Genomic DNA, 22164 nt, shown 5'->3' on the forward strand with positions numbered 1-22164 from the left:
TTTACAAGCAATCGAGGACATCCCAACTTCTATGTTGAACAAGGGATACAATTTTATTTATTTCAGTCGTCATCACATGGAATATTTCAGTTCAATTGTTAAAATTGCCTTGAAAATGAAATTAAAGAGAATATTTGAAGACTTTATTGATTTTAAGATGCAGTAAGCCTTAGTGGAAACTAATGCTATGTGTTTATGATGATGCGCCGTTATTGTTAATGATATATTCGTCGTAGTTTATTTTGACCTGAAATCCACTGCTTACCTGTATGCTCAGCAAATAATGCCAACTCTTCTAATGATCCCACTGCTCCGTGATATTCTTTGCCAAAATCATTCGCTAACTTAAGCCAGATTTCGTTATCTAGCCCAAGTATGCCTAGCAAAGCAGGAGTTTTCTCTGATATTACACCACGCTTGCCTTCCCGAAGAATACGCCCACTCCAATCAACCAACTCAAGATAATCAATCAGTGAAAAATGAATGCCTTGTGGTTGATGCTGTTGCTCTGCACCAATAAATTTAACCAGTGGCTTGCTTTCAACTTCCCCTTTATTTTCCGTATCGTTTGACTTGTTATGTAACCGTTCAAATACAGAGGTATATTCAGATTCTTCAACACTTGCTGACATCTTTGCACGGATAGGGTTCAAGTCTACATAGGCCATGCAAGTCAACAGTGCTTTTTCATCGAGTAATGCTTGTGATTTAAACCGACCTTCCCAGAAGCGCCTTTGCACTTGTCTTCTTTGTTTGCTTTACAGGCTATAAACTCATTTAAACAACGCATAAACCACGAGATGCTTGATAAACGTTGGCGCCACTCGGTAATCACTTCAAGCGCATTCTCTTTTTGGGCATCTGAATTCAACTCCCCTTTCTGCCATCTCGATACAATTGGTGTCAGTGAGTATATTTTATTCCAACGCTCGCATATTTCGCTGTCAGAACAATGAGCTAACGCTTCTTCATTAACAAACAATACAAGATGATAATGGTTAGACATGATCGCATAAGCACAAATTTCAATAGGAAACACATCCGTTAAATATTTCACTCTATCAATAACCCACTGACGTCGATGTTCAAAGCTTTGCCCTGTGTATTTGTCTTCGCCACACAAAAAGGCACGGCGGACACAGCGGGAGATACAATGGTAATAAGGGGTATCGGAAAGTGAAATTAAGCTATCGCGAGATTGAGTCATAAAACCTCCAACTAATTACCTATGGTGTATATACAACCATAGGTTAATCGCGGAGTTCAGTCAAAAAGATACGGCTGTCCCCGTTTATCCGTATCCGTATGCCCCTAGAATGCAGAAAGCCCATCAACGGGGCAAACCTTTGATGGGACTATAGAAAGCTAGGGCTGTCGATTTGATCAGGATTTAGCCGACTCGCACCAACAACTGAACGCTTTTCACTCTGCATGTTTGCAATATTTTGACTTAAACCCATAAGTATTGTGTCTAGACGTTCAAGCTCTCTCTTTGACGCCTCAATCATATTACCTAGCTCAATACCTCGACTTGAGGAATCCCCTTCTGAAATAACTAAACCCGAATATTCTTTTTCTAAGTTGAATGAGATTTTGCGCTGTTCACTGATTTTAGCCAAAGTAGTGAGTCTTTCGTGTCGCAACCTTTCAATCTCGTTAAGAGCGGCATCGTACAAAGCTCTTAAATTTTTTCTCTTCTTCGTTGAAAATGAGTGGTCGATAAATTCTGAATCATTCTCGCCTCTATCATTATAGTATTCCATCGGAAGATCGTATTTATCAGGGCGATCATGATGCCGATATTTATTAAAACTTTCTAAAACATCTGCAAATTCAATTGTCTCTCTTTGGCTTACTTCTTGGACCTCTTTCAATGTTTCATCACTAGCTTCACTACCCAGGTATTTTCTAGCTAAAACCAAAAACTTATCAGCTGAGTACATATGGAAATCTTTTTTAACGACGCTAACGAACTCTTCTGTAAGCTCCGGTCTAGGCCCAATAGTCACTTTACCTGCTAGTTCCCACCAATCTTCTTTACTATCATCAGTAATGAAGATTACACTGTTATCTTCCTCTTTGGCTTTTTCCAATAACTGCTTCCAGACAATCAAATCACCGTAAGGTCTACATTTTTCCTTTAATACCTTGCAATCACCATTAACTTTCTTGGTCTTAGCATCCATATAACCAGGAGGTATCTGTTGTTCATACCGTTTAGCGCCGTCCATGATAATTTCTTCTAATGTCTTATCAGAATAGCTTTCACCTGTTCGTCCTTCAAAAATCAAACCAAGGGAGTCTTTTATATCGTCGTTAACAATTCGGTCTGTATGTACTGCTTTGTTCCCGTTAAGCTCTGTTTTCAACTCTTCGAATACATCGTCTAATTTGTCCAGAATTTCAGATTTCACAAATGGGTGTTGAGTAGACTCTTTGAGACTTTTTCTGACCTTTCCAATGCTATTGATGCTATCTTCATAACTCTTTTTTTGCGCATTAATAGTCGTAATTCGGTTTTTCAAATATTCCGCGGCAGCCTGATGAGGCAGGAAAATTCGGTCTTTTATCTGTTCCATCAAAGCCAAAAAATCTTGTCGGGTAGTATCAGAATACCTGTAAAGGTTTAGTAAAATATTCGCATCAAAAACAAACAGGGAGTTTTCCCAAATATCAGTTAATTTGGTTTCATCATGCTTGAAATGGCCAGGAAATACATTTTTCATCGACACCCTTATATTTGAAAATTATTTAATTGCCTTATTATTGGCGACAACTTGCTATTAAACAATAGGTTATTTCTATCTTGATTGTTTATTTGATTTCGACCTAATCGGCGACACCCAAAGACCAATTATAATAACTAGTTGTTTTTATTCGTTTCAAACTTTGGGTGCTCATCTTTTTTTTCGGCAGAAAGTTATCAAGCTATTATCGTGTTTCGCTATTTACATCGCCCACTAATGGCGCAAATTCACCAAGCGATTGCGCCGGCTGGATTGATTATTTACGAAACCTTCATCACTGAGAACAGGCAATTTGGACGCCCGAATCGTGATGCCTTTTTATTGCAAGAGAATGAATTAAACATGCTCTTGCAAGGCTGGCACTGTTTGCACTATTTTGAAGGGATAAAGCGCAATCCAGATCGCGCGATTGCACAGATAATCAGTCAAAAACCGTACGTTTAACTTTCTGTAGATTACTTTAACAGCGCCTGCTGTAGCCAAGATTGGAACTGCGCTTTAGGTAGCGCACCATTTAAAGTATCCACCACTTTTCCCTGTTTAAACACCATTAATGTTGGGATACTACGAATATGGTATTGCGCCCCCAGCTGCTCCTGCGTTTGAGTATCTACCTTCACAAACCGTACTGTTTTGTGTTGCTGCGCAATATCACTAAAAATAGGTGCGAAGTTAATACAGGGACCACACCATGGCGCCCAAAAATCAACAACCACAGGTTGTGCTGCATTAATCAACGCATTTAAATTTACCGCGGTACCTTCAATCGGCGCACCTTGTAAGAGATCCATTTTACAGCGACCACAACTAGGATTAGCATCGATACGCGTTATCGGTAATCGATTCATCGATTGGCAGTGGGGGCAACGGGTGTTGATCATCGTCATGCTTATTTACTCACTTTATTATTTGAATTGATTTTGCTGATTAATATAAAACGCCAATTGACGAATGCCTTGTTCGCGTTCAATTTCTGTTTGCTCACTGAAATTAAGGCGCATGCAGTGTCGATATTTCCCCGTTGCTGAAAACAACGTGCCGGGTGCGATACTCACTTCCCCCTCTTTACACTGGGAAGCAAGTTTAACCGTATCATAGTCTTTGTTTAGCTCGACCCATAAAATATAGCCCCCCTGTGGAAAGCTAATACGCGTATCACTAGGAAACTCACGCTTGATACATTTAATTAAATGATCTCTTCCCTGTTTATATAACAAACGCACCCGCCGCGTATGCTTGCTATAACCACCAGATTGAATAAAGTCAGCAATGGCGAGTTGTGGTAACGTCGGGCACATAGAGCTACTCACATACTTTACATGGGTCACTTTATCGCGATACCGTCCCGGTGCAATCCACCCCACTCGCACGCCGGGAGCGACGGTTTTAGAAAAAGAGCTACACAGTAAAACACGTCCATCTTCATCAAAAGATTTAATGCTTTTAGGCCGCGGTAACTGATAACTAATATCTCCATAAATATCATCTTCGATAATGCAGATATCATAACTTTGCGCTAACTGATAAAGGCGTTTTTTATCAGCCTCTGGCATGCTATAACCCATCGGGTTATTACAGGTTGGCGTCACTAAAATCGCCTTAATAGGCCACTGTTCAAGAGTTAACTCTAGCGCCTCTAAACTTAAACCGGTTGAGGCATTGGTAGGGATTTCAATCGCTTTTAAATTAGCGGCTTTAATCGCTTGCATTGAACCATAAAAACTCGGTGACTCCACAGCGACGACATCCCCGGGATTTGTCACTGCACGTAAACAAACCGACAAACCTTCTTGGCATCCAGAGGTGATCACCAGATCATCTGGGTGTAATAGTGCACCAGAATTAAGCGCTAATTTAGCAATCTGTTCACGTAATACTAACGCTCCCTTTATATCGCCATAGGGCAAGCTCAATGCCATTTGATGGCGCATCAATTGCGACATTTTTTTCAGCAAAGGTGTTAACGTCGCCTCACTCATATTAGGCATTGCATGTTGCAACTGGATCGTATCCACGCCCTCTTTGGTCAGTAATACCTCTAACACCTCTTGCCATTGCGACACTTCAATTGGGCGCTGTGCAGGCCGAGAAGTTTCTGGCAATACTGGAGGTGTTGCTTGATAACAGACGAAATAACCGGATTTAGGGCGTGCTTCAATCAAATTTTCTAGCTCAAGCTGATGATAGCCCTGTTGTACGGTTGAAATGCTAACTTGGTGCTCTGCCACTAATTGACGAATAGAGGGCATTTTATCACCCACAACAAATAAACCGGCATAGATATCGTCACGTAACTGATTCGCTATTTTTTCGTATAATTTCATACTCATCACCTTCTTATCATTCAACCGTATCATCCTATATAAGAAACACGCGATCAAACCACACAGATAACAGAAATATGTGCAATACAGAAGCTAAAACAGCACATCTGTATCGTAAATATAGTTTATTTTGGGTCTGTATCCAAAAACGGCAATCACTACAATAATTATTCAGTGATTTAAAGGAGGAGATACTATGAAGATTAAAAACGGCATACTCAATGGCTTACGTCGCCATCAAACACGTCAACAGCTTAAATATATACCTGAGCATATTTTTAAAGATATCGCGCGTACGCCTGCTGAGGTCAATAGAGAGATCAATAAGCGCTCTATCACATCACTTATATTAACCGGTTTACGCCGATTACAACGATTACAACGATTACATCGAGGAGGTTAATATGGATGGTTCACTTATTTTAGCAATTTCATTGTTTGCCTTCGTGATGTCTGTGACACCGGGGCCAAACAATATTATGTTGCTCGCCTCTGGGGCGCAATTTGGTTTTCAAAAAACTTTACCTCATATTTTCGGGATTTTACTGGGAATGGCAAGTCTACTCTCTGCTGTTTTACTTGGTTTGGGCGCCGTTTTTGAGTTATACCCAGCGCTATATGATCTGCTAAAAGTATTGGGGAGTATTTATCTCTGTTGGCTTGCATGGAAAATCGCCAATGCCCCCACCAATGATCAACTGCGTGATAACAAGCATCGTAGCGATAAACCGATGAGTGTGTTTGGCGCGTTAGTATTCCAGTTTGTGAACCCTAAAGCATGGGCAATGTGCATTGGCAGTATCAGTAGTTTTACCTTGGCTGGTGAGCAATATATCGAATCGGGATTGTGGATCATGCTCTGCTTTGCACTGATGGGGTTTATTGCGATTAGCCTATGGGCTTATTTAGGAATGGAAATTGCAAAATGGTTAACCACAGCAAAACGTAAACAGCGTTTTAATTACGCCATGGGCTTAATGACCTTTGCCACGCTGTTTTTTATCATCGCTTGATGAAACTAAAATACGCATAACTTAAAATAGAGGCATCTGTTGTGAAACCAGCGAATCAAAATTATCCCCTTCTGGGAGAAAAGGTAAAATAGCGTCGGCAATCGGCTTAAGTTGTTTATCAATATAATGCTGATAGTCGATGCTTGAACTGACATATTCAATCGGCTCGGGGCCATTAATAGTGATGAGATAAGCGATACGCCCTTGGCGCTGATAACGTAGCGGACGCCCCAGTTTTATGTTTTGCGCATCGGCGAATCTGGCTGCCCGCACCTGCGGAGGCACATTTTTCACATAGGCATCTAAGCGTCGTCGAAGGCGTTTATGATATACAAGTTGTGTATCTAGTTGGCCCGCTTTGAGTTGGCTGACGGTTTCGATAATAAACTGTGTCACGCTTTGCTTGGCAAATACTTTCTCAAACAGGGTTTCTTGGAACAGTCTCGCTAATTCAGTCCAATCACTGCGCACGCTTTCAAGCCCTTTAAAAATGATTTCATTACCCTGCTCGGTGGTTTTTAATCCCGCATAGCGTTTTTTCGATCCCGACTCCGATCCCCTTAACGTCGGCATAAAAAATTGACTAAAACAGGTCTCATATTCAATTTCCAATAATGAAGGCAGTTGAAATTCTTCAGCTAATTTTTGTTGCCAATGCAAATTGATTCGTTGCTCAAGCATCTTGCCGATCTCATTAGCATCGCCTAATTTTTGACAACCCTCAAGCCATACAAAAGTGGAGTCGGTATCACCATAAATCACCTGATAACCCAGCTTTTCAATAAACTCGCCAGTTTCAATCATAATTTGATGGCCACGAAGCGTAATAGAGCTTGCTAATCGGGTATCATGAAAGCGGCAACCCGCAGAGCCTAATACGCCATACATACTGTTCATTATGATCTTAATCGCGTGCTGAAAGGGTTGATTATTGGCTTTTTTGGCGCTTTCTCGTGCGAGACTCAAGCCGTCTAAAATATTGGGCAAATGATGCTCTGTACGACTAAACCTTGCCCCTCTAAAACCTGCAATGCTCTGTGTTTCAGGCTCTTTAAGCCCTTCAATCATCCCTAGCGGGTCAATCTTAAAAGTACGAATAATAGAGGGATATAGCGATTTGAAATCAAGTACTAACACCCAATCATATAGCCCAGGTTTAGAGTCCATCACAAAGCCACCCGGCGAATGTTGCGCCTCAACATCGCCAATGTTAGGTGCTATGTAACCACTGCGGTGTAATAGAGGTAGGTATAAATTGGTAAAAGCGGCCACCGAAGCGCCACGTCTATCCAGTGCTAAACCGGTCAACTCCGCACGTTGAATCGCATATTCAATTAATTGTGCATGCTCAAAAATACGCGCGACTAATAGGCAGTCTTGCAGGTTATAGGCAGCTAATTTAAGTGGTGTGTGCTCATATTGATATTTTATCTCTAAGCCTTTATCAACAAACTTGCTGTTTTCCTCGGTGATCAACTTGCCCTCTGAGAAAAGACTTTGACTGACCGATTCCAAGCTGTAACTTTCAAAGTGACGGCTACTGTTTTTTAATTGCTCAATACCATCTAGCACAACGCGTCCGGCTAACTTTAAACTACCTTGGCCACTGTTATCTTGATGGGCATACCATTGTAACGCTTGATTATCACGCCCTAAACACAGTTTTAAATGGTGATATTTGGCGCGTTCAGCCAGTAGTCGCATATCAAAATTGACCACCGCCCAACCGATGATGATATCGGGATCATGTTGTTGAAACCATTTTTGTAAGGCGAGTAACAGACTCAGTTCATCCTTTACCCAGAGTATATTAACGTTATCGCAGGGTTGTGGCTCTCCGACCATGATGACACAGCTTTGGCTTTCATCAGGCAGTGTTAATCCGATACTATACAAAACCTGCTCGGGGCTACATTCGATATCTAAGGAGACAGTTACCAGCGAGGCGCTATTCTTGGCAGGGCTGATTTTGGGATTATGGCAAGTGTAATAAGCACCGTGTTTTATGATCTCACCTGTCACTTTCACGCTACCAAAAATAAAACGTTCCATCAGATAACGGTCGATGACTTTAATATCCGCTTCAAAAATTGCAATCCCGTGATCTGTCAATGCATGTTCAAGGCGTCTTGACGATTTTAATGATTGGCTATAAATCGCCACTACTTTTTGTTGCCCAAAGGTCATCAGGGGTAATAAACGTAGTTCATCAAAAACGAGGCCTTTAGCCGAGAAAATATCTTGTGTTTCTTGAAGATCATCCTGTTTGATTAAAAAAACAGCGCGTTGCCCAGTAAGTACAATCTGACAGGGGCCCTGCTCCGTTTTAATCCAGAAAATAAGCTCAATGCCAATAGCAGTATCACGCTGTTGTCGTGATAATATTAAACCTTCAAGCTGTGTGATATTTTCCATAGGAGCTCTTATTTTAGCGGGAGTTCAAGTTTAACACAGTCAGATTAAACACAAAGCAACGAACTAGGCTATATTAAAAAGAGTGCGCTAACTCTCTCATTAATCTAGGTAATTTCTTAGAGGATCAATATGCAAAACTATACAACACTTCCAGACATGATCCAGCATGTAGTGAATACCTACATGCACTCTTCGGCATTGAATTATAAAGTTAATGGTCAATGGCAAGCCCTTTCAAGTGAAAAGTTTTATGAGACAATTCGACGCTTAACCCTTGGTTTGCGTGCTTTAGGCGTTAAAGAGAATGAAGGTTTTGCGATCATCTCTCCTCCCTCTCCGCAATGGATCATGATGGATCTTGCGATCATGTTAAACCGCGCTATTTCGGTGCCAATGTTTGCCAATGTCTCCAGTAAACATTTTGAATTTCAGAAAAAAGACAGCAACATTAACTATATTTTTATCAGCGACAGTAATTTACTCGACGACACTATTTGTAACGAATTAACCGGATTTAAAAAAGTCATTTCACTAGACAGTAATTACAGTGAAAAAAATGGTTTAACTTTCCAAAAGCTACTGGCGTTAGGCGACCAACTTTCCAATCAACAGCCTCAACTGTTTGCTTTAATGCGAGATGCTGTTAATGCCAGCGATATTGCCACCATTATTTATACTAGCGGTTCTACTGGCATGCCTAAAGGTGTCGAGCTCAGCCACGAAAATATAATTTCACAAATTAAAGCGACTGGCGAACGTTTCCCACTCGATCCGAGCCGCGATAAAATTCTCACCTGTTTACCCCTAGCGCATGTATTTGAGCGCATGGTTAGTTACTATTACCTGTCCACAGGCACGCCACTTTATTTTGCTGATGATATAAAAAAAGTGGGCGATCTATTACGCGAGATTAAACCAACAGTTATCACACTGGTGCCTCGATTACTGGAAAAAGTGTACGCTAAAATGCATAGCCGAATCGATGAACAATCTTCGATTAAACGTAAACTAATGAGCAGTGCCTTTGAACGCGCTATCACTAAGGTGCCCGCTAAAAACACCCTCGCAGATAATGTCTTTGATAAGCTTATTTACAGTAAATTGCGTGCCGCGTTAGGTGGTAATTTACAGATGCTGATTGTCGGAGGCTCAGCCTTAAGTGAAAGCATGGAGCATTTCTTCAAAAATATCGGTTTTAATATTTATCAAGGTTATGGTTTAACGGAAACTTCTCCCGTGTTAGCAGTTAATTATCCAGGTCATGTTCGCTACCGCACAGTGGGAAAAATCTATCCCGGCGTTGAAGTTAAAATTGCCAGCGACAATGAAATACTAGCCAAAGGCCCTAATATTATGATCGGTTATCATAATAATACCCAAGCCACGCAAGAAACCATCAATGATGAAGGTTGGCTTCATACTGGTGATTTAGGCTCACTCGATAGCGATGGATATTTAACCATCACAGGGCGTAAAAAAGAGTTATTTAAAACCTCGAACGGCAAATATGTTAGCCCTGTACCCATTGAACAACGCCTGTGTAAATCACCGCTCATCGATATGGCCGCAATTATTGGTGAAAACCGCCGTTTTGTCTCCTGCCTACTTTTCCCTGACTACGAAAACCTGGATGCGATTCGAGCACATCGCGGTTATAGCGATATGAGTAACAGTGAATTTTTAAATTCCAGTGAAGTACGTAAAGAGATAAAAATCGCAGTACAACAGGTTAACGATCAACTCAGCGCTTGGGAAAAAGTACAAAAATATAAATTTGTAAAACACCCTATTACTATTGAAACTGGTGAATTAACACCGACTATGAAACTTCGTCGCCATGTTGTGGAGGAGAAGTTCAAACAAATTATCGATGATTTTTACAGTGAGTAGTTAAGCGATTTTTTTATGAACTAATTAGGAGTTCACGATGAAAGAGAGATTAGCGATTGTAGAGGGAATACGAACCCCATTTTGCCGAGCAGGCTCAGAAATGGCAGGCATTGCACCCGATGATTTAGCTGCGGTGATAGTTAAAGAGTTGTTAGCAAAAACCAACGTCGATATTAACCTTATCGATGAACTGATCATGGGCAATGTGGGTCAACCTTCTAACGCCTGTAATATCGCAAGGGTGATCGCCTTAAAAGCGGGGTTACCTGAACATCTTATCGCTTATACCGTGCATCGTAATTGTGCCTCCGGTATGCAGTCTATCACCACTGGATATGAAAAAATGCTAGCCGGAAATGGCGAGATTGTGATTGCCGGTGGCACAGAAAGCATGAGCCAATACCCACTGAAATTTGGCAGTAAAATGACGCAACTGTTTGCCGATTTAATGAAAGCCAAAACAACACCACAAAAACTCACTACTCTTTCACAGTTTCGCCCGCACTTTCTTAAACCAGTTATCTCTATTGTTGAAGGGTTGACGGATCCTATTTGTGGCTTAAATATGGGGCAAACTGCTGAAGTGCTAGCACGTGAGTTCAGCCTATCGCGCAGTGAACAAGATACCTTCGCTTTAAACTCCCATTTAAAAGCAGCTAAGGCACAACAGTCAGGATTTTTTGAGCAAGAGATCCACCCTATTTTATTACCACCTCATTACAACAAAGTACAACAACAAGATAACGCTATCCGCACGGATCAAAGTATTGAAAAACTCGCTAAGTTAAGACCTTTTTTTGATCGTGCAGCAGGCACCATTACCGTGGCAAATGCTTGCCCGATAACCGATGGTGCTGGCGCGGTATTAATTATGTTAGAGAGCAAAGCCAAAGCATTGGGTTATCAGCCACTCGGTTACCTTAAAGATTATGCCTACGCGGGGTTATCACCAGATAGAATGGGGCTTGGACCCGTTTACGCTACCAGCAAACTTTTAGATAAATCAGGCATGAGTATGAGCGACTTTGATCTTATAGAGCTCAACGAAGCCTTTGCAGCCCAAGTTATCGCTAATCAACGCGCCTTTGAATCTGCCCTTTTTTCACAAACCTACCTCAACAAAGATAAAGCATTAGGGCCGATTGATGATGAAAAACTTAACGTACATGGAGGCGCAATTGCCTTAGGTCATCCCGTTGGAGCAACCGGAACTAGGTTGGTTATTACCATGCTCAAGGCATTGCGAAGCAAAAAGCAGAACAGCGGTTTAGTGACACTGTGTATCGGCGGTGGTCAAGGCGCAGCACTTGCCTTAGAGGTTGAATAAGCACAAAAATTAAAAACCAGATAATGAGTTACCACTGACATTCTCAGGAGTACGCATAATGAATTTTGATTTATCAATTAATAATTCTGGGGTCGCCACCCTACTCTTTGATTTTAAAAATGAAAAAGTAAACAAGCTGGATGGAAACACCTTACTTGAACTCAAAGATCACCTCGCCACCTTAAGTCGCGATAACAGTATCAAATTACTGGTATTTAAAAGTGCTAAGGCAGCTGTTTTTATCGCTGGTGCGGATATTAATGAGATAAAAGATATTCGTAGCAAAGAGGAAGCTTACCAAAAAGCAGGTATTGGACAGAAAATTCTGCATCAAATATCACAGCTTCCCTTCCCCAGCTTAGCGGTGATAAATGGTGCTTGTGTTGGCGGTGGCTGCGAACTCGCGTTAGCCTGTACTTACCGTATTATCAGCGATGACAAAAAAGCAGTGATTGGATTACCTGAAGTGAGTTTAGGTATTATTCCCGGCTTTGGTGGTTGCGTACGTTTGCCCAAGCTAATCGGCTTACAAGCCGCACTACAGATGATCCTCAGCGCTAAAGTGGTGGTAGCAAAAAAAGCACTTCGTTTAAAACTAGTCGATGCCATTTATAATCACACGCTAGCAGAGCAGTCGGTTAACGACTTTATAGCGCAATTATTAGCAGATAAAACACTGCCTAAAAAGCTCCTCAAACAGCGTAATAAAACATTGTCGCAAAAATTATTGGAAGACAACCCTCTTGGGCGAAAGCTGATCTTCAAGAAAGCATTTCAAAACCTCCAGCAAAAAACCAAAGGCTTTTATCCCGCCCCTTTTAAAGCATTACAGGTGATTGAAACTATTGTGGATCTATCCATCGAGGATGCACTCGAAGAGGAGTTACATGGTTTCTCAGAAGTGGCCGTCACCGATATCAGTAAAAACCTGATCCAACTCTTTTTCACCAATGAAGCACTTAAAAAAGAGAGTGGTATTAGTGATACAACTATCACGCCACAACAGATAAATAATGGCGCGGTTATTGGCGCCGGAGTGATGGGTGGCGGAATTGCTTGGCTATTTTCTAATAACAATAAAAATGTCCGACTCAAAGATATTCAATGGGATGCCGTCGCAAAAGGTTATCAGACAGCCAATCTGTATTATCAACAGATGAATAAGCGCCGTAAAATCAAACCGAATCAGATCCGTTATCAGATGAATCATATTGCAGGTACGGTCAATTATAATGGTTTCAAACAACTCGATATTGCGATTGAAGCCGTTGTCGAAAACATGGATATTAAAAAAAGTGTTTTAGCAGAAGCGGAAAGTCAGCTCCCCAAAAATGCGATTTTAGCTTCTAATACTTCTAGCCTCTCTATTACAGAGATGGCTAGCGATCTAAAACGTCCTGAAAATATGATTGGTATGCATTTTTTTAATCCCGTTAACCGAATGCCACTGGTTGAAATTATTCCCGGCAAACAAACCAGTCCACAAACGATCGCAAGCACTGTAAAACTGGCTAAACAATTAGGTAAAACACCTATTGTGGTTGGCGACTGCGCTGGCTTTTTAGTCAATCGTATTTTAATTCCCATGCTCAACGAAGCAGCACTTATTTTACAAGAAGGCGGTAATGTCACCGAAATAGACCATTGTCTTGAAGCTTTTGGACTGCCCATGGGCCCCTTTGTACTCGCTGATGAGGTGGGGATTGATATTGGCTTCCATGTAGCGTCTATTTTAGAGCAAGCCTACGGAGAAAGAATGCAGGTTGCCGGATTATTTAAACATATTTATGTCGAAGAGAAACTGTTAGGCAAAAAATCAGGCGCAGGTTTTTACAAGCACCCGATAAAATCGCCCCGTCGCTACAATAAAAATATCGATACGATTTTAACATTCTACCGTGCAGAGCATCATATCAAGTTAAACACTTTCGATAATGAGTTGATGATAGATCGTTGTATCTTAATCATGGTTAATGAAGCGATACGTTGCTTAGAAGAGGGAGTGATAGAAAACCCTGCTTATTTAGATATGGCAATGTTGATGGGAACCGGCTTCCCTGCCTTTCGTGGTGGATTATTAAAATATGCAGACAACCAAGGCCTACAAACAGTTTGTGACAAATTGATGCAACTTAGTGATCAGTATGGTTCACGCTTTGCTCCAGCAGCACTGCTGATCGAAAAAGCAAAAAATGGGCAAACATTTTATGAGGGAGAGAAACATGAGTAAACAACATGAAACACAACAGTCGATGATTGATACCTCTAAAATGAATAGCGCAAAGGCAGCCGCAATGCAACTTGCAGAGTCCGCTCGTGACACCAGCGAACAAACGACGAGTTTTGCCGGTCAACTGTTCATGGGAAGTTTAAAAACTGAGCTTATTTTCCCTTTTCCTAGCCAATCAAGCGCCGAAAAAAAAGTAGGTGATCAATTAGTTAAACAGGTATGCGCGTTTTTAATTGAACACCTAGATGCCGAAAAAGTAGATGAAACACGTACTATCCCGCCTGAAGTCATTCAAGGGCTGGTGGATATGGGGTTATTTGCGATGAAAGTCCCTAAAAAGTACAACGGTTTAGGGTTATCTCAAGTTAACTATAATCGGGTTATGATGGCCGTTTCTGCGCATTGTGGCGCAACGGCAGTGCTATTAAGTGCACATCAATCCATTGGCGTACCGCAGCCTTTAAAAATGTTTGGCACTGAGGCACAAAAAGAGAAATACCTACCCCAATTTCGTGACGGAAAGATATCTGCCTTTGCACTGACAGAGCCAGAGGTTGGATCAGATCCCGCTAAAATGGAAACCAGCGCAACACTGGCGGATGATGGCAAACACTTTTTAATCAACGGTATTAAATTATGGTGTACTAATGGCTTAATCGCCGATGTTCTTGTGGTGATGGCGCAAACGGCACCAAAAACCTTAGCGAATGGGCAACAGGTAAAACAGGTCACCGCTTTTATCGTTGAAAAAGAGATGCCCGGCATGGAAGTCTTACATCGATGTGATTTCATGGGTATTCGTGGTATTCAAAATGGTTTAATTAAATTTACAGATGTAAAAGTGCCCATCGAGAATATTATTTTAGGTGAAGGAAAAGGGTTAAAGCTTGCCCTTGCGACGCTTAATACCGGCCGTTTAACACTACCAGCAGCCTCTGCGGGTATGGGTAAATACTGTTTGGCAGTCGCTCGAGATTGGGGCAATGAGCGGGTTCAATGGGGTATGCCAATTGGCAAGCATGAAGCTGGCGCTAAAAAAATCGCTTTTATCGCATCCAGTACCTTTGCCATGGAAGCGGTCACCTATTTAACCTCGCATATGGCTGATGATCCCAAGCTTGATCTGCGCATTGAGGCCGCCATGGCAAAACTGTTCTGCTCTGAGGTAGCTTGGCAAGTGGTTGATACCACCATGCAACTGCGCGGTGGTCGTGGTTATGAAAAGGCATCGTCGTTAAAAGCACGTGGCGAAAAGCCCTACCCTATTGAGCGCCTAATGCGCGATTGCCGCATCAATCGTATTATTGAAGGCACGACCGATATCATGAAGCTATTTTTAGCACGTGAAGCGATGGATCCCCACCTTAAAGTCGCAGCAGATATACTCAAAAAGAACCTACCGGTCGGTGAAAAAATAGAAGCCGGACTAAAACTAGCGGCTTTCTATGGCAGTTGGTACCCTACACAATGGTTAAGTAGCACACTATGGAGCTCACACCCAAGCCTAGGAAAATTAGCCAAACATATCGATTTTGTAGAAAACACCGCTCATAAATTGGCACGCACTATTTTTCATTATATCGGCTTATACCAAGATAGATTAGAGCGTAAACAGCATATTCTAGGAGTATTGATGGAGATAGGTACAGAGCTGTTTGCCATTTCAGCAACCTGCTCCTATGCAGTTTCTAAACTAAACAACCAACACAGCGATTTAACTCCACAATACCTAGCAGATGTGTTTAGTTTAAATAGCAAACGTAAAATCAAACGTCTATTTGATGAACTGGCTGATAATGATGATAAGAAAGAGAATAAATTAGCCAAGAGTATTTTAAATGGTGAAATGGCGTGGTTAGAGGAAGGCGTGCCTTGGGTTGATTATTAAATTAATAGCTTAATCTTTAGCATTATCTGTTAAGCGAATAAACGATTAATATCGCTTTAGAGGATGTAAAACTAATAAGCACTGGCTGTTATGCTCAGTGCTTACAATCATTGCAATATGATGAAACTAAATTATCTCTTAAACTTACGAGAAGCTAACCCTATTAAACTTAAAGCAAAAATGACTAAAGTCCCTGGCTCTGGCACTCCTTTAGGAGAAAAGGATAAACCGGTTATATCATTTACTAACAATTGGTTCATTGGGTTTAACGCATTAGTGTCTACCCAATCCCAACCTAATGCAACGACATTTCCAAGACCATAACTTCCAGCGATACCAACATTATATCCATTTGCAGTTGCAATAATATCAACCCCTTCCCCTATACCTGTAAATGAACGAAAAAACTCAGTCGCTCCTTCATTTGAATAAGGGTTCGGCAAGTTTGTAGTGAAGCCTAAATCAATACCTTCTTGTGTAAACGTCACCGATGTTCGACTAGCAAAACCAAAACTATCATCTGCTTCAAGCATTGACATTGAATTCACAGCCCAAGAAGCCCCAGACCACTCTGTAACAAGCGTACCGCCATTTAAAACATAGTTGTTCAAGTCCGCATCTCCATCGCGGCGAATTAACCAAACTTGCTCTAAAGTATCTAGCTCTTCTAAAGTAGTAGCCGAGTTAACATTAACAAATGTATGTCCTGCATTTTGAATAGGAGTAGCAAAAGGGGTACTATTTCCCCAAACACCTATAAGGCCAGCGTTTGCGCCTGCACTAATAGCCAAAGCAAAACTTGCTATTACACCTTTCAAAAAAAACTGTTTCATTTGTACTTTTCCTTTAATAATGTTGCATCTAAGTTGAAGAGTTTTTATGATATATAAAAACAAAACCACAAGAAGCAAAAATCACGCCAATATAAAATAAAAATAAAATCACTTTAAAACATAAGGTTATAGAGAAAATAAATTAAACCAATAAATACATGTAAAAAATTCTGACACCAACATCAGCTTTCATAATAATTTCCTAAGATAAAAGATCTGCTTATAAATCAAATTCTATTTATACAAAAAGAATTAATGTTGCGAGCAATAATTACGTAGGAAAAAACTATCACGAACAAAACCAATTTCAATAATACCAATGGAATTGAGAAAGTGAGCTAGTAGTGCGTGGAAAAATGTAAACTACCAAGGCGTGAGTTGTAACATTAAATTTATTTCACTTAAGGGCTAGCAACCTCCCTTAACCAGTAAACCACTTTTTATTATCTATCTGTCACTAAATGAAAAATTAACGATTTATATAGGTATTGCAGCTCGTTTTTCACAAACCATATCACCAAATTAAGCAGTGCTTACTAGGTTCGCTTCCCCCCCCTTTTGAAAGGCCTGATTTCAGCAACCTGCTCCTATACCGTTTCTAAACTAAACAACCAACACAGCGATTTAACTCCACAATACCTAGCAGATGTGTTTAGTTTAAATAGCAAACGTAAAATCAAGCGTCTATTTGATGAACTGGCTGATAATGATGATAAGAAAGAGAATAAATTAGCCAAGAGTATTTTAAATGGTGAAATGGCGTGGTTAGAGGAAGGCGTACCTTGGGTTGATTATTAATACCAAATCCACTAAATAACTGATTTAAATGGTGAAATGGCGTGGTTAGAGGAAGGCGTACCTTGGGTTGATTATTAATACCAAATCCACTAAATAACTGATCAATCTTGCTGGTTAAAAGAAGCTATTTCAGCGTTAAAAATTTCGTAAAGGGAAAAACCATTTACATCAATTTTCGCCTGAACTAACTACTTTTTCCTGCGTAATATTTGATCACTATATTAGCGGAATTGGTATAACACTTTTCTTCATTATTTAATTATGTAGTTAATTATGAACAACCACTAAGCGTCCTTCGCATAAGCTAATGGACGCTTTTTAGTGCGTTATGAAGCCACCACCTATAGCCTATTAACATCACCCTCGAATATTTTAGTCAAGGGCTTTAAACTTTCGCTCTTTTTTTCAACAAATTGTTGTAAAAACAAACAATAAAGATCACCCCCCCCCTAGCCACTTAACTAATAATATAAATAAAACTAACATGTAACAAAATTGTAAATATCATAGTTTATATTACTCCGAAATTGGAGGTATAACGATAAAATGCAATTAAATTCAAAACGTTACAACTTTATGTTTCTACATATTATTTGTGTGGTGGCTGTACTTATAAATTTATTAAGTGGATCGCGTATTCGACTTGTTTCTGATCCGACCTTAATGTGGTTATCCCCTCTATTACCTCAAGGGCAACTGCATCAATTACATCTGCTAGCAGGGATCGCGTTAACTGCCGTTATCTTAATTGCTCCCTTTCTTAATACTAATATCAACAGAAAAAAATCACCTTATCACCGTTGGATAAACCGACTTGGTTACGTCGTTATCATTGGTGCGGTAATAAGTGGCTGGTTAAGTTATTTTTCGAGTCCGCTACTCACGGCATTCGATTTACATTACTTTTTTTCCTGCGCAGTTTTTTTATATATCCTATTGCATGGGATAGTTCATCTACTACAACAGGGAAAGAGTTCTCTTAAAAAAATATTACCGCTCAACACAATACCTATCAGTCGTTGCATATTTCCTATTATTGCGGTTGTTTGTCTATCTAGTTTTATCTATTTACTGCAACAGAAAAACAAAACTACCTCACTTGAAGTGATGCCTATTTCTTATGATCAGTTGATCGAAATTGATGGTTTACCCAACGAACCATTTTGGCAACGCGCAAAAATGGTCAGTGTATTAACGACAGGCGGCGCAAACTTTGCAAATGGACAAACACAAATCACAGTTCAAGCGGTAGCCAATAAAGAGGAGGTTTATTTTCTGTTCACTTGGCAGGATTCAACACAAAGCTTACAGCACCTTCCTTTAGAGAAGCGCAATAACCAATGGCAGATTAAGCAACAAGGTTTTTATCAATTTGATGAGCAACGTTATTATGAAGATAAATTTGCTGTCATGCTGTCAACACATTGTGAGTCTGGTGCTGATGGAACAGCACATTTAGGCCCTCAACCTATTAAAGATAAACCCAGTAACTTTCACGGAAAAGGTTATCACGCCAGTTTAGATGGGCGAACGCGTGATTTATGGCACTGGAAAGCAGTGCGAACTAACGATATGTTTCTCGCCGATGACAATCACTTTACTTCCCCTAAAAATGTGCGGACGGGAGAGCGACGCTACACTGCCGGTTACAATGCAGACGCCAAAGAAGGTGCCGGTTATGTAACGAATTGGCAATGGTATTCTGCACACACGATCACCCCCAAACGTCTGCCGATTAATGCAGATACTTTTCAACAAGATAAGATAGTTTCTAACCTGAAAATATTACCTTGGTTTGAAAGTACCCCTTACAAACTGAGTAATGACAACTATGCTGAGGGCAGCGTAATACCCTCCGTATTATACCGATCCAACCGATTTGAAGGAGATCGTGCAGATGTTCGTGCCCGCGGTCAGTGGCAAGCGGGAAAATGGACATTAGAGCTTTCACGTAAACGTGATACAGGCTCTACATATGATATTTTCTTACAAAATAATGTATGTCTGTGGGTATCAGCATTTGACCATTCTCAAATAGCCCATACTCGCCATGAACGACCTTTTAAGTTGGTGTTTTCATCATGGTAAAACGTATCTTAATTTTAGTTATTACCCTGCTATTGACTGCCTTTTATCTACTTAAGGGAGAACAATCTCCGGTGCAGACCCAAGATTTACGTTTTGAAAAAATTAGCCACTCAGGAGAGAAATTAACACCTTGGCAAGGACCTTGGGACTGTGTCTTTGATAAACATCATGGCTTGTTATGGGAAGTAAAAAAAGATGATGAATCAATTCATGATGGCTACTGGACCTATTCATGGTTTGATGGACAACGTGGCGTTGAAAATATGGGAGACTGCTATTTTCAACCCAGCCGCTGTGATGTGCTTGACCTTATTACAAAAACAAACCAACAAAAACTCTGCGGTGTGAATCAGTGGCGTCTACCATCTCACAATGAATTACTAACCTTACTCATGACGAATGATCGCCCAAATGAAAATAATCTAGCCGTTGATTATTTTCCTCATATGCAACGTGGTGATTTTTGGACCAGTGTGCATTCCATGCCACTCATAAAACGTTATCGTGAGATAAACCAAGGAGCAGTTGCTGTTAACTTCCTCCATAGCGACTCATTGGTTTTACCTTATCGAAATGCAGCTTTTGTCATTTTAGTGAATGACAAATTTCCCGCCTCGCATTCAAAATAAACGAATGTGCGGTCATTATTTTAATAAGTCGATTTTTTTAAATAAAATATCACATTGCAAGGATGTATGATGAAAACATATGTTAACGCTATTTTACCACTTACTTTAGCTTGCTTAACACACACAGTAAGTGCTAGTAGTTCACAACACCGCCTAGTATGGGATACAAATCCTTCATCACAAGCAACCATAGGATTTACTCCCACTGGAAGTCGTAATCATTATGTAAAATATGGTTTGAGTACCAACGAAATTCAGTGGCAAACGGAACGTGTTAATAACACACAAACTTTTGCCGGCTCACTCACGAGCCAGTTTGTAACATTAACCGATTTACCAGCGAACAGTCCTGTCTATTATCGCGTTTGTGATGACAGTGGTTGTGGTGATCGTCTTTGGTTTAAAACTGCCCCTAACGATAATAGCCCTTTTACAGTTGTTGCAGGCGGAGATACACGTACAGGTTGGACAACCCGTCGCCAAGGTAACCAATTAATTGCCAAAATAAGACCACTATTTATCATGCATGGTGGTGATTATACTAATTCAAATAGTGCCTCTGAGATGTCAACCTACCTTAATGACTGGCAACTTACTTTTTCGGATGATCTTATTGACGGATTGAGTTATCAGCGGATTTACCCTTTTATCGCTACGCATGGTAATCATGAAGATGGTAACTACAATACACTTTGTCAGGTATTTGGTGTTGATTATGATCAGAATGGACGCTGTGATGCAAAAGATACCTTCGGGGCTTTTAATATTTCACCGTTATTACGTGTTTATACCCTTAATAGCCAGTTCAAAAATAGTGGTTGGTCAAGTTATGCAACGGCGATGAATAATTGGCTAGCAAATGATTTAAGTAATAATGGTAATAGTACGCAATGGCGTATCGCTCAATACCATAAACCGATGTATCCGCACTATTCTGGCAAAAGCGATAACACCATATTATATACCTGGTGGGCACAGCATTTTTACAATCATGCAATGAATTTAGTGGTGGAGTCTGATACCCATATTAATAAAATAACTCAAGCATTAAAGCCTGTTGGAAATAGCTACAGCGAAACAACCACAGGTGGAACTGTCTTTATTGGTGAAGGTAGCTGGGGCGCTCCCGCACGTTCGGCAAATGACCCAAAATCGTGGACTATAGATTTAGCAAGTATTCAACAATTTAAAGTATTGCGGGTCACTAACAGTAATATTGAAGTTAAAACAGCGCAGTTTGACAGCAGTACCTCACGCTTAACTCGCCAGCAACGATTAGATGATCCATTAATACTACCGAATAACATTAACTGGTGGGTTGCGAGTAGTATTGGTGACACATTACGACTTAAAAAAGCAACATCGGGTAAAACAATTATCGAATTGGAAGATACAACGCCGGTTGATCCACCTAGTAATGGGCAAGTATTAAAAAATGGACAGCCTGTTTCTGTATCGGGTAACAAATCACAAACTCTTTATTTTAGTATTGATGTTAATACAAGCGGTACGTTAACGGTAAAAACATCAGGAGGGAGTGGAGATGTCGACCTTTACCTACAAAAAGCAAAGCAACCCACAACATCGAGTTATATTTGTCGCCCTTATAAAAATGGTAACAATGAACAATGTGATGTGAATAATGCGAGTGGTACTTATTACATTATGCTGAAAGGTTATTCTTCATTTAGCAATGTTTCATTGCTCGCAAGCTATGAAGGAGTAGCCTTACCACTGCCTACGTCAGTTCCCACGGCGGTGCCGACTCCAACACCAAGTAATACACCAACACAACCACCAACTTCGCAATGTGGCTCAGTTTGGTCGGCAAACAATGTTTATACAACAGGTGATCAAGTGACACAAAATGGTAAGTTGTATCAGGCAAATTGGTGGAATGAAAATAGTTCTCCTGCCGATAACAGTAACGGCTGGGGCGTTTGGCAATACATCGCAAATTGTTCATGATAGGGCCAATATCA

General features: G+C 40.5%; 18 protein-coding genes. 11 read left to right on the forward strand and 7 right to left on the reverse strand.

The features are described from left to right. Positions 1-215: 215 nt before the first annotated feature. From CW745_RS17055 to CW745_RS13640, 3 genes are all read right to left on the reverse strand, one after another. Positions 216-740 carry a hypothetical protein gene (locus CW745_RS17055; protein ID WP_343226085.1) on the reverse strand — a complete coding sequence of 175 codons (525 nt, stop codon included), beginning with the start codon at positions 738-740 and terminating at the stop codon, positions 216-218. After that, positions 674-1207 (reverse strand): transposase, encoded by a 534-nt coding sequence (locus tag CW745_RS17060; RefSeq protein ID WP_343226086.1) that lies wholly within the window; start codon positions 1205-1207, stop codon positions 674-676. The genes CW745_RS17055 and CW745_RS17060 overlap by 67 nt, the downstream gene beginning before the upstream one ends. Before the next feature lie 148 nt (positions 1208-1355). Then, on the reverse strand, positions 1356-2726 hold the full coding sequence (locus CW745_RS13640; RefSeq protein ID WP_101109249.1) for a PIN domain-containing protein: 1371 nt from the start codon (positions 2724-2726) through the stop codon (positions 1356-1358). A 210-nt stretch (positions 2727-2936) separates the two neighbouring features. Here CW745_RS13640 and CW745_RS13645 point away from each other — a divergent pair, with 210 nt between their 5' ends. After that, positions 2937-3191, forward strand: a complete 255-nt coding sequence (locus CW745_RS13645; RefSeq protein ID WP_193755610.1) for a hypothetical protein — start codon at positions 2937-2939, stop codon at positions 3189-3191. An 11-nt stretch (positions 3192-3202) separates the two neighbouring features. On the opposite strand, the gene trxC is transcribed toward CW745_RS13645, so the two are convergent. Both trxC and CW745_RS13655 read right to left on the reverse strand, forming a co-directional pair. After that, positions 3203-3634: a thioredoxin TrxC gene (gene trxC / locus CW745_RS13650; RefSeq protein WP_101109250.1), complete on the reverse strand. Its 432-nt coding sequence runs from the start codon at positions 3632-3634 to the stop codon at positions 3203-3205. Positions 3635-3652: 18 nt separating this feature from the next. Beyond that, entirely contained in the window at positions 3653-5071 is a 1419-nt protein-coding gene (locus CW745_RS13655; protein ID WP_101109251.1) for a PLP-dependent aminotransferase family protein, read from the reverse strand. 196 nt (positions 5072-5267) lie between these two features. On the opposite strand from CW745_RS13655, the gene CW745_RS13660 reads away from it, so the two are divergent. Together CW745_RS13660 and CW745_RS13665 are read left to right on the forward strand one after the other, a co-directional pair. After that, entirely contained in the window at positions 5268-5474 is a 207-nt protein-coding gene (locus tag CW745_RS13660; protein ID WP_101109252.1) for a hypothetical protein, read from the forward strand. A gap of 1 nt (position 5475) precedes the next feature. Then, entirely contained in the window at positions 5476-6084 is a 609-nt protein-coding gene (locus tag CW745_RS13665) for a LysE family translocator (RefSeq protein ID WP_101109253.1), read from the forward strand. 21 nt (positions 6085-6105) lie between these two features. Here the strand turns inward: CW745_RS13665 and CW745_RS13670 are convergent, their stop codons facing one another. After that, on the reverse strand, positions 6106-8499 hold the full coding sequence (locus CW745_RS13670) for a DNA polymerase II (RefSeq protein WP_101109254.1): 2394 nt from the start codon (positions 8497-8499) through the stop codon (positions 6106-6108). Positions 8500-8628: 129 nt separating this feature from the next. Here CW745_RS13670 and CW745_RS13675 point away from each other — a divergent pair, with 129 nt between their 5' ends. Genes CW745_RS13675 through CW745_RS13690 form a run of 4 tightly spaced genes read left to right on the forward strand, consistent with a single transcriptional unit; the run spans position 8629 to position 15834 of the window. Then, complete coding sequence (locus tag CW745_RS13675) at positions 8629-10389, forward strand: long-chain fatty acid--CoA ligase (protein ID WP_101109255.1); 1761 nt, start codon at positions 8629-8631, stop codon at positions 10387-10389. Between the two features lie 37 nt (positions 10390-10426). Next, the gene (locus CW745_RS13680; protein ID WP_101109256.1) at positions 10427-11716 is read left to right on the forward strand and encodes a thiolase family protein; all 1290 of its coding nucleotides are present in this window, start codon (positions 10427-10429) and stop codon (positions 11714-11716) included. Positions 11717-11774: 58 nt separating this feature from the next. Continuing rightward, positions 11775-13946 (forward strand): 3-hydroxyacyl-CoA dehydrogenase NAD-binding domain-containing protein, encoded by a 2172-nt coding sequence (locus CW745_RS13685; RefSeq protein WP_101109257.1) that lies wholly within the window; start codon positions 11775-11777, stop codon positions 13944-13946. Beyond that, complete coding sequence (locus CW745_RS13690) at positions 13939-15834, forward strand: acyl-CoA dehydrogenase family protein (RefSeq protein WP_193755611.1); 1896 nt, start codon at positions 13939-13941, stop codon at positions 15832-15834. The genes CW745_RS13685 and CW745_RS13690 overlap by 8 nt, the downstream gene beginning before the upstream one ends. A gap of 131 nt (positions 15835-15965) precedes the next feature. Here CW745_RS13690 and CW745_RS13695 read toward each other — a convergent pair whose 3' ends face one another. Next, positions 15966-16667 carry a PEP-CTERM sorting domain-containing protein gene (locus CW745_RS13695; RefSeq protein ID WP_101109258.1) on the reverse strand — a complete coding sequence of 234 codons (702 nt, stop codon included), beginning with the start codon at positions 16665-16667 and terminating at the stop codon, positions 15966-15968. A gap of 558 nt (positions 16668-17225) precedes the next feature. Here CW745_RS13695 and CW745_RS13700 point away from each other — a divergent pair. The 4 genes from CW745_RS13700 to CW745_RS13715 all read left to right on the forward strand — a co-directional run bounded on the left by CW745_RS13700 (position 17226) and on the right by CW745_RS13715 (position 22150). Next, entirely contained in the window at positions 17226-17465 is a 240-nt protein-coding gene (locus CW745_RS13700; protein ID WP_193755612.1) for a hypothetical protein, read from the forward strand. Positions 17466-18011: 546 nt separating this feature from the next. Next, entirely contained in the window at positions 18012-19553 is a 1542-nt protein-coding gene (locus CW745_RS13705; protein WP_101109259.1) for an ethylbenzene dehydrogenase-related protein, read from the forward strand. Then, entirely contained in the window at positions 19547-20182 is a 636-nt protein-coding gene (locus CW745_RS13710; protein ID WP_101109260.1) for a DUF1566 domain-containing protein, read from the forward strand. The genes CW745_RS13705 and CW745_RS13710 overlap by 7 nt, the downstream gene beginning before the upstream one ends. A gap of 69 nt (positions 20183-20251) precedes the next feature. Next, on the forward strand, positions 20252-22150 hold the full coding sequence (locus CW745_RS13715) for a pre-peptidase C-terminal domain-containing protein (RefSeq protein ID WP_101109261.1): 1899 nt from the start codon (positions 20252-20254) through the stop codon (positions 22148-22150). Positions 22151-22164: the final 14 nt, after the last annotated feature.

This window comes from Psychromonas sp. psych-6C06, from assembly GCF_002835465.1.
GTDB lineage: Bacteria > Pseudomonadota > Gammaproteobacteria > Enterobacterales > Psychromonadaceae > Psychromonas.

What these genes read in the sequence shown, in the direction of transcription:
- CW745_RS13640 (WP_101109249.1), bottom strand. Translation starts at nt 2,726, where the DNA reads ATGAAAAATGTATTTCCTGGCCATTTCAAGCATGATGAAACCAAATTA.
- CW745_RS13705 (WP_101109259.1), top strand. Translation starts at nt 18,012, where the DNA reads ATGCAATTAAATTCAAAACGTTACAACTTTATGTTTCTACATATTATT.
- CW745_RS13660 (WP_101109252.1), top strand. Translation starts at nt 5,268, where the DNA reads ATGAAGATTAAAAACGGCATACTCAATGGCTTACGTCGCCATCAAACA.
- CW745_RS13690 (WP_193755611.1), top strand. Translation starts at nt 13,939, where the DNA reads ATGAGTAAACAACATGAAACACAACAGTCGATGATTGATACCTCTAAA.
- CW745_RS13710 (WP_101109260.1), top strand. Translation starts at nt 19,547, where the DNA reads ATGGTAAAACGTATCTTAATTTTAGTTATTACCCTGCTATTGACTGCC.
- CW745_RS13685 (WP_101109257.1), top strand. Translation starts at nt 11,775, where the DNA reads ATGAATTTTGATTTATCAATTAATAATTCTGGGGTCGCCACCCTACTC.
- CW745_RS13655 (WP_101109251.1), bottom strand. Translation starts at nt 5,071, where the DNA reads ATGAAATTATACGAAAAAATAGCGAATCAGTTACGTGACGATATCTAT.
- CW745_RS13695 (WP_101109258.1), bottom strand. Translation starts at nt 16,667, where the DNA reads ATGAAACAGTTTTTTTTGAAAGGTGTAATAGCAAGTTTTGCTTTGGCT.
- CW745_RS13665 (WP_101109253.1), top strand. Translation starts at nt 5,476, where the DNA reads ATGGATGGTTCACTTATTTTAGCAATTTCATTGTTTGCCTTCGTGATG.
- CW745_RS13675 (WP_101109255.1), top strand. Translation starts at nt 8,629, where the DNA reads ATGCAAAACTATACAACACTTCCAGACATGATCCAGCATGTAGTGAAT.
- CW745_RS13715 (WP_101109261.1), top strand. Translation starts at nt 20,252, where the DNA reads ATGAAAACATATGTTAACGCTATTTTACCACTTACTTTAGCTTGCTTA.
- trxC (WP_101109250.1), bottom strand. Translation starts at nt 3,634, where the DNA reads ATGACGATGATCAACACCCGTTGCCCCCACTGCCAATCGATGAATCGA.
- CW745_RS13670 (WP_101109254.1), bottom strand. Translation starts at nt 8,499, where the DNA reads ATGGAAAATATCACACAGCTTGAAGGTTTAATATTATCACGACAACAG.
- CW745_RS17060 (WP_343226086.1), bottom strand. Translation starts at nt 1,207, where the DNA reads ATGACTCAATCTCGCGATAGCTTAATTTCACTTTCCGATACCCCTTAT.
- CW745_RS13680 (WP_101109256.1), top strand. Translation starts at nt 10,427, where the DNA reads ATGAAAGAGAGATTAGCGATTGTAGAGGGAATACGAACCCCATTTTGC.